The organism is Marinomonas maritima (genome assembly GCF_024435075.2).
In the GTDB taxonomy this organism is placed as follows: Bacteria; Pseudomonadota; Gammaproteobacteria; order Pseudomonadales; family Marinomonadaceae; genus Marinomonas; species Marinomonas maritima.
Map to the genome: position 1 here is coordinate 1 of NZ_JAMZEG020000002.1, position 13776 is coordinate 13776.

The following is a 13776-nucleotide window of genomic DNA, read 5'->3' on the forward strand; positions in this document are numbered from 1 at the left end:
AATTGGGAATAACATGAACATACCGAATATATTGACTTCCGTGCGGATCTTCATGATTCCAATATTAGTGGCTATTTATTATTTGCCTTGGGAAGGGCGATATTATGCCTGTGCCATTATTTTTGCTCTAGCCGCCATCACCGATTGGTTGGACGGGTATTTAGCAAGAAAGCTTGATCAAAGCACCGCATTTGGCGCATTTTTTGATCCAGTGGCGGATAAGCTTATGGTGTCGATTGCCTTGGTCATGCTGGTGGCGAGTTATGCGAATCCACTACTTACATTAGCCAGTGCCGTTATTGTTGGCCGAGAAATTGTTATTTCAGCACTGCGTGAATGGATGGCAGAAATGGGCAAGCGAGCCAGCGTCGCGGTGTCTTATATCGGTAAGCTAAAAACCACGATGCAAATGCTAGCCATTTTCATACTACTAGGCAGTCGCCCTGATACTATGATGGCGCATGTTGGGGAGGCGGTATTAATCGCAGCGGCGTTGTTAACGCTTTGGTCAATGTATATATACTTAAAGGCGGCGTGGCCTGAGCTAATGTCTAAAGAGTCGCACAAAAATTAAACAGATTATGAAAAAGTACTTAAGTTAGTTATTTATTTGGATTTTTCCCTTGACGTGAAAGCTCAAATACATAGAATAGGCACCGTCTTTTGAGACGCGGGAATAGCTCAGTGGTAGAGCACAACCTTGCCAAGGTTGGGGTCGCGAGTTCGAGCCTCGTTTCCCGCTCCAATCAAAAGATTTTCTGATATGAGGCCGGATGGCAGAGTGGTCATGCAGCGGACTGCAACTCCGTTAACGCCGGTTCGATTCCGACTCCGGCCTCCAAAATCAGATATGCCCGGGTGGTGAAATTGGTAGACACACAAGACTTAAAATCTTGCGCTGAATAAGCGTACCGGTTCGATTCCGGTCCCGGGCACCATTTATGGTGCCTTTTTTTCGCCTGTACTTTGTAAAAAAAATCCTTATCTAGCTCAAACCCTCGTACTTTCTCGCTTTCAGCCTTTTTATTACTTATGCTATCTTTTCTGAAATTCAGCACCGAAATTGCACCGGAGATTGTTTAAGTGGCTTTTGTCTTTGGCTATCAATACGTTTCATCTTCGGAGTGAACAGAAATAGTAGGCGATCCATCAAATGCCACTTCAATATTGAAGACAATGGGTCGGCAGCAGACTTGGCAATCTTCAATGTATTCTTGATTTTCCTCTAATGTTTCGATGATGACGTCGATGCTCTCTCCGCAATAGGGGCATGAAATGTCTTTTTCTAATAATTCGCTCATCTAAACCTCGTTTCTTTTATATCGCTTTTTGGTGTGTGATGTTATTTTTCTGGTCTTTGCTATTGAGTCTAATCTAGCTGATGGCGCTTTCACTTTACTTTAATAATAGCTAAAAAGTAGCCTACTCGCTTGTGGGTTATTTGGTTTGTATGTATTCCTTCTGTTCAAAAATCCACAGTGTTATCTATCTGCTTTCACTCTATTTGTGCAACACTGTTATGATTTGAGCTTCAAAGGTGAGGTGCTGTAATGATGAACTCTATTAAATACCTATCAGTGTTGGCATTGCCTGTGTTTTTGTTTGGCTGTGCTTCTGGGTCTCATGTCGTAACTGGGCAGCAGATGCCAGAGATTGAAGTGGATCAAGTGGTTGTTTTTACAGAGGCGCCTGCGTTCGATTATGAAATAATTGGCAGTGTACGAGCATCGAGCGACAACGGCTTCTCAGAGGAGTCTAGGAAGGAAAAAGCCACTCTAGAGATGCGAGAGCAGGCAGCTAAGATTGGTGCAAATGGTGTGATTCTGGATGGTGTCACGCAGTTGTCGTTTCGACGTTTAGGTACTGGTGTTGGCTTGGCTGTCGGCAGTGGAGGTGGAGTTGGTACTTCTCTTGGTTCAAGCTTTTCTTTCCCTACGGCAGAGGTGACGGGAACGGCGATTTATTATGAGTCAGATGTGGTGAAAGCGCTTTAATGTTTTCCCTTATTACGGTAAGTGTTTTGGGCTGTCTGTGATATTATTTTTTTATTCTGTGCTTTTAAAAACAGAGTAAATAAGCAGTGTCCAAAAACGATAAAAACCGATGAGAGAGTGTTATGTCAGGGTTGGAAGAAAAGGCAAAGGGTCGTCTCACAACGAGGACAGTCGCGATGCCAGGGGATACAAATCCTTCCGGTGATATTTTTGGTGGTTGGGTCGTATCGCAAATGGATATTGCAGCTGGTATATGTGCTGGACAGCGAGCTCAATCCCGTGTTGTCACGGTGGCTTTGGATGGTATGAGTTTTATTCGACCTGTTAAAGTCGGTGATATTTTAGGTGTTTATACCACAGTAGAATCGGTTGGTCGTACATCGATGAATATTCTGGTTGAAGCTTGGGTGCGTCGTGGTCGTATTGGTCAGCGTGAAAAAGTGACAGAAGGTATGTTTAAATTTGTTGCGATTGATGAGACGGGTGCTTCGACACCGATTCCAAAAGAAGAAGATTTACCGGATTACGTGTTGAATGGCTTTGATGACCATTAAGCTGTTGGCTACGAGATAGGCAAAAAAAAGCGCTTACCGAAGTAAGCGCTTTTTTTATATTGGTACCAGTAGGCGGACTCGAACCGCCACACCCGAAGGCAACGGATTTTGAATCCGTCGTGTCTACCAATTCCACCATACTGGCCTTGAAAAAGGTGAAACGTATTCTATGTTTTTTTGTATAGGTGTCAATCGTTTAACCTAAAATAAACATATTTTATTTAGTTAATAGATTTCACCACCTCATCTGACCATAGCATAGCGTCCAGAAATGCTCGATTTAAGGTCGTTCTTTCTGTTACTGACATAGATTCAATACTGTCCCAGTTTTGTTCTTCGCAGTTTAAGGTATGGGTCAAATAAGCGCCTAACTCTCCGGATTGGGTTGTTATGGCGGCGAGTGAGTTTTTATCTAGCGCGATCTGCTCTAATACAACAGATCTTTCTACGTTGAATACGGCGTCTATGCCGGACATCAAACCCACCATGAAAGCAGAATCGGTCAAGTTGGACTTTTTACTTTCAGCAAGCAGTTGGCAGCAACGCCCTCGAGTTAAAAGTACTTTGAGTAAAGCCATCGGTTGCTTGGTTGATGATGTTAGTGTGATAAGTAGTGCCCATTTTTTTAATTTGACAAGACCTAAAAAAACGACCGCTTCTTTAATAGATACAACGGTCTTAGGCACGCCGCACACTGGGCTATTGAGGATGCGTAATAGTTGATAAGACAATTTTGGGTTTTTACCGACTAGGTCAGTAATGGTTTCTATACTAACGTCTTTGTTTTGTAGTGCATTAACCAGTTCTATGGCGCCATGCGTTGCAGAGTCTATTTTTTTACCTTTAATGATTTCTGGGCGCTGTAAAAAATAGCCTTGGAATAAATCGAACCCGAGTTGTTTACACAGTTCAAACATTTTCGAGTCTTCCACTTTTTCAGCGAGTAAGATAAGACCTTTGGCTTTGAGTTCAGTGATTTTTTTTAAATATTGTTCAGGGTGCGTTGCAAGAACGTCAATTTTTACAATGGATACCCATGGTAGTAAAGCTTCATAAGCGGCATCAAATTGATAATCGTCTAGTGCAAATCGATAACCAGCGGAACGCCATTTTTTTATGGCCGTAAAAAACTCAGGGGTCAGTTTTTGACTTTCGAGTATTTCGATATAGACGGTATCTGGATCAATCGGGAAAAACGCGTCAGATAGCATCAACTCCGTGGTCATGTTGATAAAAAAAGGCTTTCTTAGTTGTGACTCTAATTTTGTGATGCCAATGCACAGGTTAACCAAAACTTGACTGGTAGCGGTTTCGCCATCTGAAATGTTGGCGTTTAGGGCGTCCTTTCCACGGAATAAAAGCTCATACCCGAAAATTTCTTTTGTTCTTTTGAGTATCGGTTGCTGAGCCATCATTAGGTCATCTAATACCGTTGGAAATTCGATCATATGTTACCCATTTTTAATTGCGTGATTCTGTATTATCTAAATATAGTAGGATATAAAAGCATACATTTCTTTCTCGTGGCAACGAGTAAAGTTATGACGCCGCATTTTGTTGCTTGATAAAATTTAAATGGGTACCAAAAAGGTTGACAGTAATTACTAGTGTCCATAGAATTCACCGCTGTTTTGGGGCCTTAGCTCAGCTGGGAGAGCGGTTCGCTGGCAGCGAACAGGTCAGCGGTTCGATCCCGCTAGGCTCCACCAATTTCAATGAGACTATTGAAAGCGGTAAACAACAATCTCAGGACATTCTGTCCACTTACGCTACGCGTTTTGTGGGGCCTTAGCTCAGCTGGGAGAGCGGTTCGCTGGCAGCGAACAGGTCAGCGGTTCGATCCCGCTAGGCTCCACCATTTAACGTATGCAAATACGAAACAACTTAAATCCCTTCTTCTTTTTTACCGCATCCAAGGTTAGGCTTGTTATCGTTTGTATTATTGGTCGAACGCTTTATTTTGCGTTCCCTTGTATTTAACGACAGACTGTTTTTCTAAACGGTTTTATTGATCCTTTTTCCACCGTATAGGGCTCGTGCATGTTTCAACTTTACACAGGTAACCGTCTAGAGGATTTAGCTGTGTTGCTGGCTAAAATTTTGGCTCTTTCACCGCCAGAAAACCCTTTTGATGATGAGTGTATCTTGGTGCAAAACCCAGGGATGGCTCAGTGGTTAAAAATGTTTTTGGCACAATCTCATTCTATTGCCGCGGGTTTGGTTTTTCCTCTTCCCTCGACGTTTGTTTGGCAAACCTTTTCACAAACGCTTGACGATATTCCGGCGCAAAGTGAGTTCAATAAGCCGTTTTTGGTGTGGCGTTTAATGCGATTGCTAGACTCGCGTCTTGGCGATCCTGAATTTCAGTCGCTCAGTTGGTATTTAGAAGAAGACGATACGCAAGTTCGACGTTTTCAGTTGTGTAACAGCATTGCGGATATTTATGACCAATATTTAGTGTATCGTCCTGATTGGATCAAAGTTTGGGAAGCGGGTGACGCTTTTGACAAAGGTACGGATAAAGCCTTAGAAGTCTTGTTTGAACAACAGCCATGGCAAGCCATATTATGGCGAGATTTGGTGGCTGATGTGAGCGAACAAGGTACGTCCTTGTATCATCGTGGTAATTTGATTGAAGCCTTGCAAGACGCCGCGCAGTCTTCGACTCGTCCGGTTGGCGTTCCTGAGCGTATTTTTATTTTTGGCGTTTCTTCTTTACCACCCAATACGCTTGAATCCTTAAGAGTACTCGCGGCATCGGGTTGGATTGATGTGCACCTTTTCCTACAGAACCCCTGTCGCTTTTATTGGGGCGACGTCGTTGACAAACATTATCTTGGACGAGAAATAAAACGCCAAACCCTTAAGCCTGGATTGAGTACAGACACCTTGCATTTGGATGCGAATCCTTTGTTGGCCAGCTGGGGGCGTTTAGGGCGAGATTATATCGCTCAGCTTCAAGAGATGGCCGACAGTGAATTAGAAGTCTTTGAAGATTATCAAACCCAACAATCGAGTGGTTTGCTGCAATGGGTTCAGCAAGATGTGCTGACCTTAGAAAACCACGGGTCTCAAGAAGAAAGAGATTCGACCATCGCCAGCGCTGAATATCGACACCGCATCGCGGTAGATGATCAAAGTATTCGTGTGCATCTTTGCCACAGTCCATTGCGTGAAGTGGAAGTATTGCACGATCAATTGCTGAAAATGTTCGAGCAAAATTCCAGCCTGACACCAAAAGACATCATTGTGATGTTGCCCGACGTCAACGCCTACAGCCCTTTTGTGAAGGCGGTTTTTGGTAAAGGAAGCGGGCAAAATAAAGGCAGCGGCCAAGCACAAAGTAGAAAACGTATTCCGTTTGCCTTGATCGACCAATCCGGTGGCATGGAAAATCCAATCGTCGATGCCTATTTGTATTTGCTAGGTCTGGCTGAAAGTCGTTTTACCTTATCGGAATTAATCAGTGTGTTGGAAGTACCTGCGGTGCTGGCGCGATTTGAGTTAACGTCAGATGAACTAGAACGTATTCGCCAATGGTCGACTGAAGTTGGCGTGCGCTGGGGATTGGATGGGCACACCGCCGAGCAACACGATTTGCCCACGCAGGAATCTCATACTTGGCTAAACGGCGTACGCCGCATGTTGTTGGGTTATGCCATGGGTCACGATCATATTTGGCAAGGCACGTTGAGTTATGGCGACGTAGAAGGGTTGGAAGCGTCGGTCGCGGGTAAGTTGGCTGAGTTTTTGGTTGCCATCAATGACGCTCAAGCTCGCCTAATGCAGTCTTTATCGCCGAAAGAATGGATTTCGACCTTGTACTATTTGTCCGAGCAGTTTTTCTTGGTCGATGAAGACGATGAGTTTCCTGCCTTGTTGAGTAAGCAATTGGATGCTTTGATGTTGCAATGGCAACAAGCGCATTTTGACGCGCCTTTGGATCAACAAGTGTTACGGCAGCTGTTATCGCCTTTGTTGCAAGAATCTCAGGGCGGTCAACGTTTCTTAGCGGGCCGAGTGAACTTCTGCACCTTGATGCCAATGCGTTCTGTGCCGTTTAAAGTGATTTGTGTCTTGGGGCTCAACGAAGGGGATTATCCTCGCAGTGTGGCACCTATGGGCTTTGATCTCATGGTTGGGCAATACCGCAGTGGTGACCGAAGCCGACGAGAAGACGACAAATATTTGTTTCTTGAAGCGCTTATGTCCGCGCGCGATTGTTTCTACCTCAGTTATGTCGGACGCAGTATTCAAGATAACAGTGACAAGAACCCTTCTATTTTGGTGAGCGAGTTATTGGAGTACATCGGTCAAAGCTGTGTGTTTGAAGGCGATCATACGTTGGCGCCAGACGATGCTCAGTCGGCCTTGTTGAATACGCTGATTGTCGAGCATCCATTGCAGCCGTTTAATCCTGCCTATTATTGTTCTCATGATAAACAAGACGAGGTAACGAATCACTTTGATAAACGCCTATACAGCTATGATGAACAATGGCTACCGGCGTTGTTGAGCGCAAAAATTGAAGAAGAGCCGCAAGGGTTCAAAGCACTGGACGGATTGGAGCAGTCTCGCTTTGACATGGCGCTTGATGAGCTGTCGCGTTTTATTGCTCATCCGGCGCGATACTTTACTCAGCGCCGTTTAAAAGCCTATTTGAATTTAAAAGAAGAAGATGAGCAAGAAGATGAACCGTTTGCATTAGATGGCTTGGCGGGCTATCAACTGCGTGAATCCTTACTTCAAGCCATGCTAAAAGGCGACGAAGCGTCGTTTGTTGAGCGTTTATCATTAATGGGGGCGTTACCTTATGGCGCGCTGGGGCGTTTGTCTTTACAGCAAAGCCAAGGGCAATGCCGACAACTGTTGACGGTGTTGCAAAGCTACGTATTGGAAGAGTGTGATCCCATTGAGGTGAACTTGTCACTGGGCAGTCTTGTTTTACAAGCGTGGTTGGATTTGCCGACGGCAACCACACGTTTGTCTTATCGTATTGGTGACTTGTCTGCTCATCAAAAAATGCAAGCGTGGATAGAGCATCTGGCTTTGTGTGCACAAGGCACGCCAAAACAACATCATCTGATTAACCTTACGAAAATGGGCAAGTTGTTGCAGCACAGTTTCATCTTGATACCGCCCAAAGAAGCCATGGAACATTTAACGAATATGTTGGCCTTGCTGCAATTGGGTTTATGCCAGCCGATTGCTTTGCCCGCAAAAAGTGCCGATGCATGGTGCAAAAGTTATTGTTCCAATAAAGCGGAAGAAGACGCTGACATAGCATGGGAGCAAGCGTTGAAGATTTATCAAGAGAGCAGCAGTATGTTTACTCGTAGTGAAGTCGATGACGCTTATTGGCAGCGCTACTATGCTGATTTGACCGATCAGAAAGATAACTTCGTTCGTTTGTGTGAGCAGATTTGGTTGCCCATGCACCGCCATTTGGAGGTGATGGAATGAGTGATCCCACGTCGAGCTTTTCGGCTGTTCCAGAGCAACTCAACGCGCTGACGTTTCCTTTGTTTGGCAAACGTTTGATCGAAGCCAGTGCGGGTACAGGGAAGACCTATACGATTGCCAACCTGTATTTGCGTTTATTAGTACCAACGGGGCAAGACGGTGATTTAGACAAACCACTAACGGTTGATCAGATTTTGGTGGTGACCTTTACCGAAGCGGCCACGGCGGAACTGAAAGCACGAATCCGTGATCGTATTCGTGTAGCGCGAAAAGCCTTATTACAAGGTGAAAGTGATGACGTTTTTCTGGCCGATTGGCTTGCAAAAATATCAGACGTTCAGCAATCCGGCGCCATTGAAAAGCTGCTTTATGCTGAAAAGCAAATGGACGAAGCGGCGGTGTTCACTATTCATGGATTTTGTCAGCGAATGTTGAGCCAAAACGCCTTTGAAAGTCGCATGCTGTTTCAACAAACCATTGAAACCGATGAGCAGGCGCCGTTGTCGATGGCGGTGAAAGACGTTTGGCGAAGCGCGTTTTATCCGATGGATGACACCAAAGCCGCTTTGATTCAGCCGATTTGGTCAAACCCTGATGCCTTACTGAAAGATTTGTATTTACTGAATAATCAGCCTGACGCCAAAATGGTTGCACCGGATTACGACTGGGAAAGCGCCTTGAGTCAGGCGCAGCATACAATGAAAAGCGTAAAAGCCATGTGGTTGTCGCAATCACACGACATTGTCGAAGCGCTTGAGCGTAGTGGTATCAAACGTACTTTCTGGCGCAAAGACCCATCGAAAGACATTCAAGCCATGACGCAATGGGCTCATTCAAGCCGTTTTGAATTGGATAAGAGCCTAGAAAAATTTGATACTAATGAACACGCCAGTCGATTAAGCAAAAGCGGTGATTTACCTGTCCATGAATTTTTTGATTTGGTGCAATCGTTGCGCGACAGCTTCCCTGATGCTGGCCGATTAAAAGCCGTTTTGCTTACTCAGCTTTGGCAGCAGACGCAAGAACGCATGAAGCGCTGGAAGCGTAGCACGCAGTCGTTGACCTTTACGGATTTGTTAACCTCGCTGGATGTAGCATTGACGCAAGATGAGGCCGGTAAATTGGCGGAGCGGATTCGCCATCTGTATCCGATTGCTTTGATTGATGAATTTCAAGACACAGACGCGGTACAGTATCGAATTTTTTCGACCATTTATGAATCTGCACAAGTTGACCAAAATGCGTTGGGTTTGATCATGATTGGAGATCCAAAGCAGGCGATTTATGCGTTTCGTGGTGCCGATATTTATACGTATTTGTCTGCCAAAAAACACGTTGATAAAGTTTATTCTTTGGCCACCAATTACCGTTCTTCCGCGGCGATGATTCAATCGGTTAATGGTTTGTTTACGACACAAAAAGAGCCATTCCGAGTGAGCGGTATTCCCTTTGTGGAAGTGCAAGATCGTGGTGTGGCGGGCCGATTTATTCGACGAGGTCAAACTCAAGCGGCATTGCAATTCTTGTATCGTCATTCTGATGAACCGGTTTCTTCTAAGGATTACCGCAATGCGATGGCGGAATCCTGTGCCGCGCATTTGCATGAATTGTTGCTCGAAGGTCAGTTGAATCAGGCTTTGATTGGCGAACAGGGCGTGAGACCCAAAGATGTTGCCTTGTTAGTGACTAATTTTAGTCAAGCCAATGCGCTTAAAGACGCGCTTCGGCAACGTGGCATTGCCAGTGTGTATTTGAGCGACAAAGGGTCCGTATTTGAAACGGTCGAAGCACGTGAGTTATTAATTGTACTGACGGCCATTTTATCCAATGGACAGGAAAGTAAACTGCGTTCTGCGTTGGCAACCAGTTTGGTGGAATGGTCGTTAGAAGAGTTGGATACGTTAAACCACGACGATGTGGTCTACGAAAAATGGGTACAGGCTTTTCGTTATTATTTGGAATTGTGGGACCAGCAAGGCTTGCTGCCCATGTTACGAGAATTTATGCAGGATGTGGCATTGGCAACGCACATGCTGAGTCATATCGGTGGCGAGCGCCGCTTAACAGATTTTTTGCATTTAATCGAAAAACTTCAGCAAAAATCCTTAGAGCTGGATTCTAAAGAAGGCGTGTTGCGCTATCTCAAGTTAGCCATTCAAAACCCCAACGGCAACAGCGACGAGCAAAAGATCCGTCTTGAAACGGACGCTGAGTTGGTTCGAATTGTGACGATTCATAAAAGTAAGGGCTTGGAATACCCAATAGTGTATTTGCCGTTTGCGTTTACGCCTTATCGAGATCAAGGCACTTCCGCGCTTTTTCACGACGATCAACAGCAATTGTGGATTGCCATCGACCCAGATGAAGCGCAAACAGAGCGCCATAAAGAAGAGCTGTATGCGGCGGAAATTCGCTTGGCATACGTGGCGCTAACACGTTCAAAAGAGGCGTGTTTTATCGGCTCGATGGAAGTGGGGAAAAAAGCCAATAAATCTCGTGGTGCTTCATCGGATGTACATCTTAGTGGTGTTGGCGCTTTGATCTCAGAAGGCGAGTTGCTAGAGGCGGGCGCTTTGTATCCGAGTTTAGAACGACTTTGCGGACGTTATCGAACTGAACAGATGAGCGTGCAGGATTTACCGGACGAGTTGCCAACGTTGCCGCGTTTCAAAATGGCTCAGATTGAATTGCTGGCGCCACAGGTTCGTCAATTCACTGGGCGCGTAGAACGCGACTGGTGGGTTGGTAGCTATTCTTCTCTTGTGGTGGAAGACAAAGAGCGTCACGATGAAAGTTTGCCTGGATTGGATGAAACCATGCGGCTGGTTGATCCTTTAGCGGACGACATTGAAGAGCCAGAGTTGCTGATAGAGCCGCAGCAGAATCGATTTACTTTTCCGAAAGGCGCCAAGCCTGGCACTTTTTTGCATGACACTTTGGAAGGTAAAGCCTTGCATAGTGTAGCCGCCAATCCGAGCTTTCGTGATTTGCTAAAAATCCGTCATCATAAACTCATGACCGACTTTTATGAACGTCAGGGATTTGATGAATGGCAAGATGTGCTGAGCGATTGGTTGCCTGATATTGTCAATACTGAGCTGGTGGAAGGTATGAGTCTTGGTGGGTTGGCACAGTCGGCTTGTCGCAAGGAATTAGAGTTTTTTATACCGGTGGATGGCATGAATGCGTTGCAGCTTGATCGTATTTCGCGTGAGCACGATGCGGTCTCTCGTGTGTCTCCATTGATTCAAGATAGGCCGTTAAAAGGCATGTTAAAAGGCTTTATCGATTTGCTGTTTGAATGGCAAGGTCGTTATTACGTGCTGGATTATAAGTCTAATTATTTAGGCGATGATTTTACGGATTACGAACCAGATAAGCTGGTGCATGCGATGGCAGAGCACCGATACGATTTACAATATCAGTTGTATACCTTGGCGTTGCATCGCTTATTAAAGCAACGTTTACCCCATTATGACTACGAAAAACACGTTGGTGGTGTGGTGTATTTGTTCTTGCGAGGCATGAAGCCTGAACAACAAACGGGTGTGTTTGAAACGCGTTTAACACTTGAACATGTGACGGCGTTAGACAACCTGTTTAGCGGCGATGCGGTGAAAGAGGAGACGGTGCAATATGGACTTTTCTAATCAATTGGACATTTTTGATCAATTAACCTCGTCAGAAGATCGCTTGCCAGAAGATCTATTGCCAGATAGTCACTCGTCAGTTCAAGTGAGTTTGTCAAAATTGCAAGTCAAAGGCGTATTTCGAGCCATTGATTGTCAGTGGATTGAGCAACTGGCTCAGCACGCTGGTGAAAACGATCATGGAGTTTGGATGGCGGGGGCTTTATGCAGTGCGTATCTTGGTGCGGGTCATATCTGTATTGATTTAGCGACGCTTTGGCAAATACCGCCAGAAGGTATGAGTGTTGATGAATTACGTAATGCTTTGGCAGCGGGCGGCGTAAACAGTGTTCAGGCTTGGTGTGACGTATTGAACGCGAGTTGTTTAGTTGCCACGGCACCAAATTTGGCGGAGCGTCCCATGGTGTTAGTGGGCACTCGTTTGTATTTGTATCGTTATTATCAATATGAACAGCAGGTATTAAATTATTTCAAAAAACAATTCGATGTCGCTCCGTTCGATGTTGACGCGGATTTACTGGCTCAGCTTTTTCCAGAGACATCTGAAACCGTCAATTGGCAAAAAATATCGGTCGCGAATGCTGCGAGTTTGTCTTTTTCCGTGATTAGTGGCGGTCCGGGAACGGGTAAAACCACCACGGTAACTAAGCTATTGGCTTTGCTAGTGGCGCAGTCCTTTTCACAAGGTAAGCCTTTGCGTATCGAATTGGCGGCTCCCACTGGAAAAGCGGCTGCACGGTTAACGGAATCTATTTCCAGCGCTAAAGCGGATTTACCGCTAAGCGATGAAATCAAGCAGGCGATTCCAGAGCAAGCCAGTACCCTGCATCGTTTGTTGGGCAGTGATTTTGGCCGTAGTCGCTTTAAACATAATAAAGACAACCCTTTGCACCTAGATGTTCTATTGGTTGATGAGGTCTCCATGGTCGATTTGCCGATGATGGCGAAACTTATTGATGCCATGCCGCCCCATGCACGGCTCATTTTGTTGGGCGATAAAGATCAGTTAGCGTCGGTAGAAGCGGGCAGTGTGCTTGGCGATTTATCCTTTGGTATTGAAAATGTGTATTTTCAACCAGAATGGGCGGCGCGTTTGGCGTTTGTAACAGGGGAAGATATAACGCCATTTGGGAACGCCTTAGCGCCTCCGATCAGCCGAGCGTTAACCTTGTTACGAACCAGTTATCGATTTCATGAAAACAGTGGTATTGGGCACTTGGCAAAGGCGATGAATGCCGGTGATGCAAAAGGTGTTTTGCGTTGTCTGCAATCTGATTACGGTGATGTTCATTGGTGCGTGCCCGAAGAAGGGCAAACGAAAGCGGACATTGCCACCTTGGCAAAAGGCTACGATGACTATTGGGAAGCGGTACGCCAGAAGCGTGGTGTCGCAGAATTGTATGCGATTTTTTCACGTTATCAAATTCTGACGGCGGTGCGTCAGGGCGAGTTTGGTGTTGAGAAGATCAATGCGCATTTGGAACTGTATTTTTATCAACGAGGTCGAGTCAAAGATCCACATGTTTGGTATCCAGGAAAAGCGGTGATGCTTACCAGAAACGACGCGGCATTGGGTTTGTTTAATGGCGACATCGGCTTGTGCATGCCAGATGACTCTCAACGGCTTCGGGTTTGGTTTATGCAACCTGATGGCAGCTTTACTGGTTTGTTGCCGAGTCGACTCAGTGAGTTTGAAGTGGTGTTTGCGATGACTGTGCATAAGTCGCAAGGCTCTGAGTTTGACCGCGTTGCTTTATTACTGCCAATAACACCTTCACCAGTATTGACCAAAGAGTTGCTGTATACCGGCATCACAAGGGCTAAAAAAGACGTTACTTTATGGGGTGCGAGCAGCTTGATCCGCAGTGCAGCGAATACGAAAATTCAGCGTTACTCTGGTCTTATTGAGGCGCTTTGGCCTAATTAATGAGTCTTGCATCATTTGGGATGCTTGATATTGGGGTATTTGACTCCACTAATAGTGAATCCTTTCAAAGGGCTTATAAAGTATCGAGTTAAAGAATCGTTTTATTACAATTCTTGCTAGGATTTTTTTATGATAGGGTAGCCGCATTATGAGTACTAGTAAGCCCTGATACAATGTTAAGTAGGAAA

At 45.3% G+C, this 13776-nt stretch carries 8 protein-coding genes and 6 tRNA genes; 11 read left to right on the plus strand and 3 right to left on the minus strand.

Annotation, left to right across the window (positions count from 1 at the left end):
* The first annotated feature begins 13 nt into the window (after positions 1–13).
* The 4 genes from pgsA (at position 14) to M3I01_RS06085 (ending at position 938) form a co-directional block, all read left to right on the plus strand.
* Complete coding sequence (gene pgsA, locus M3I01_RS06070) at positions 14–574, plus strand: CDP-diacylglycerol--glycerol-3-phosphate 3-phosphatidyltransferase (RefSeq protein ID WP_255896104.1); 561 nt, start codon at positions 14–16, stop codon at positions 572–574.
* A 96-nt stretch (positions 575–670) separates the two neighbouring features.
* Positions 671–745: transfer RNA gene (locus M3I01_RS06075), tRNA-Gly, on the plus strand.
* Positions 746–767: 22 nt separating this feature from the next.
* Positions 768–841: transfer RNA gene (locus M3I01_RS06080), tRNA-Cys, on the plus strand.
* 11 nt (positions 842–852) lie between these two features.
* Positions 853–938 (plus strand) — tRNA-Leu (locus M3I01_RS06085).
* Positions 939–1103: 165 nt separating this feature from the next.
* On the opposite strand, the gene M3I01_RS06090 is transcribed toward M3I01_RS06085, so the two are convergent.
* On the minus strand, positions 1104–1301 hold the full coding sequence (locus M3I01_RS06090; RefSeq protein ID WP_255894818.1) for a CPXCG motif-containing cysteine-rich protein: 198 nt from the start codon (positions 1299–1301) through the stop codon (positions 1104–1106).
* Between the two features lie 249 nt (positions 1302–1550).
* Between M3I01_RS06090 and M3I01_RS06095 the strand changes: the two genes are divergently transcribed.
* Both M3I01_RS06095 and M3I01_RS06100 read left to right on the plus strand, forming a co-directional pair.
* Positions 1551–1994: a hypothetical protein gene (locus M3I01_RS06095; protein ID WP_255894819.1), complete on the plus strand. Its 444-nt coding sequence runs from the start codon at positions 1551–1553 to the stop codon at positions 1992–1994.
* Between the two features lie 122 nt (positions 1995–2116).
* Complete coding sequence (locus tag M3I01_RS06100) at positions 2117–2548, plus strand: acyl-CoA thioesterase (protein ID WP_255894820.1); 432 nt, start codon at positions 2117–2119, stop codon at positions 2546–2548.
* 60 nt (positions 2549–2608) lie between these two features.
* On the opposite strand, the gene M3I01_RS06105 is transcribed toward M3I01_RS06100, so the two are convergent.
* Both M3I01_RS06105 and M3I01_RS06110 read right to left on the minus strand, forming a co-directional pair.
* Positions 2609–2693, minus strand: a tRNA-Leu gene (locus tag M3I01_RS06105).
* A gap of 76 nt (positions 2694–2769) precedes the next feature.
* Positions 2770–3996: an EAL and HDOD domain-containing protein gene (locus M3I01_RS06110; protein WP_255894821.1), complete on the minus strand. Its 1227-nt coding sequence runs from the start codon at positions 3994–3996 to the stop codon at positions 2770–2772.
* A 185-nt stretch (positions 3997–4181) separates the two neighbouring features.
* Here M3I01_RS06110 and M3I01_RS06115 point away from each other — a divergent pair.
* The 5 genes from M3I01_RS06115 (at position 4182) to recD (ending at position 13588) form a co-directional block, all read left to right on the plus strand.
* Positions 4182–4257: transfer RNA gene (locus M3I01_RS06115), tRNA-Ala, on the plus strand.
* Between the two features lie 73 nt (positions 4258–4330).
* Positions 4331–4406 (plus strand) — tRNA-Ala (locus M3I01_RS06120).
* 182 nt (positions 4407–4588) lie between these two features.
* Positions 4589–8011: an exodeoxyribonuclease V subunit gamma gene (gene recC, locus M3I01_RS06125; RefSeq protein WP_255894823.1), complete on the plus strand. Its 3423-nt coding sequence runs from the start codon at positions 4589–4591 to the stop codon at positions 8009–8011.
* Positions 8008–11661, plus strand: a complete 3654-nt coding sequence (gene recB / locus M3I01_RS06130) for an exodeoxyribonuclease V subunit beta (RefSeq protein ID WP_255894826.1) — start codon at positions 8008–8010, stop codon at positions 11659–11661. Before recC ends, recB begins: the two co-directional genes overlap by 4 nt.
* A complete protein-coding gene (recD, locus tag M3I01_RS06135; RefSeq protein WP_275564975.1) occupies positions 11648–13588 on the plus strand; it encodes an exodeoxyribonuclease V subunit alpha in 1941 nt (646 codons plus the stop codon). The genes recB and recD overlap by 14 nt, the downstream gene beginning before the upstream one ends.
* Positions 13589–13776 lie beyond the last annotated feature (188 nt).

Bases quoted from the DNA above. Each gene is read 5' to 3' on its own strand.
- recC (WP_255894823.1), top strand. From the start codon at position 4,589: ATGTTTCAACTTTACACAGGTAACCGTCTAGAGGATTTAGCTGTGTTG.
- M3I01_RS06110 (WP_255894821.1), bottom strand. From the start codon at position 3,996: ATGATCGAATTTCCAACGGTATTAGATGACCTAATGATGGCTCAGCAA.
- pgsA (WP_255896104.1), top strand. From the start codon at position 14: ATGAACATACCGAATATATTGACTTCCGTGCGGATCTTCATGATTCCA.
- M3I01_RS06095 (WP_255894819.1), top strand. From the start codon at position 1,551: ATGATGAACTCTATTAAATACCTATCAGTGTTGGCATTGCCTGTGTTT.
- M3I01_RS06090 (WP_255894818.1), bottom strand. From the start codon at position 1,301: ATGAGCGAATTATTAGAAAAAGACATTTCATGCCCCTATTGCGGAGAG.
- recD (WP_275564975.1), top strand. From the start codon at position 11,648: ATGGACTTTTCTAATCAATTGGACATTTTTGATCAATTAACCTCGTCA.
- M3I01_RS06100 (WP_255894820.1), top strand. From the start codon at position 2,117: ATGTCAGGGTTGGAAGAAAAGGCAAAGGGTCGTCTCACAACGAGGACA.
- recB (WP_255894826.1), top strand. From the start codon at position 8,008: ATGAGTGATCCCACGTCGAGCTTTTCGGCTGTTCCAGAGCAACTCAAC.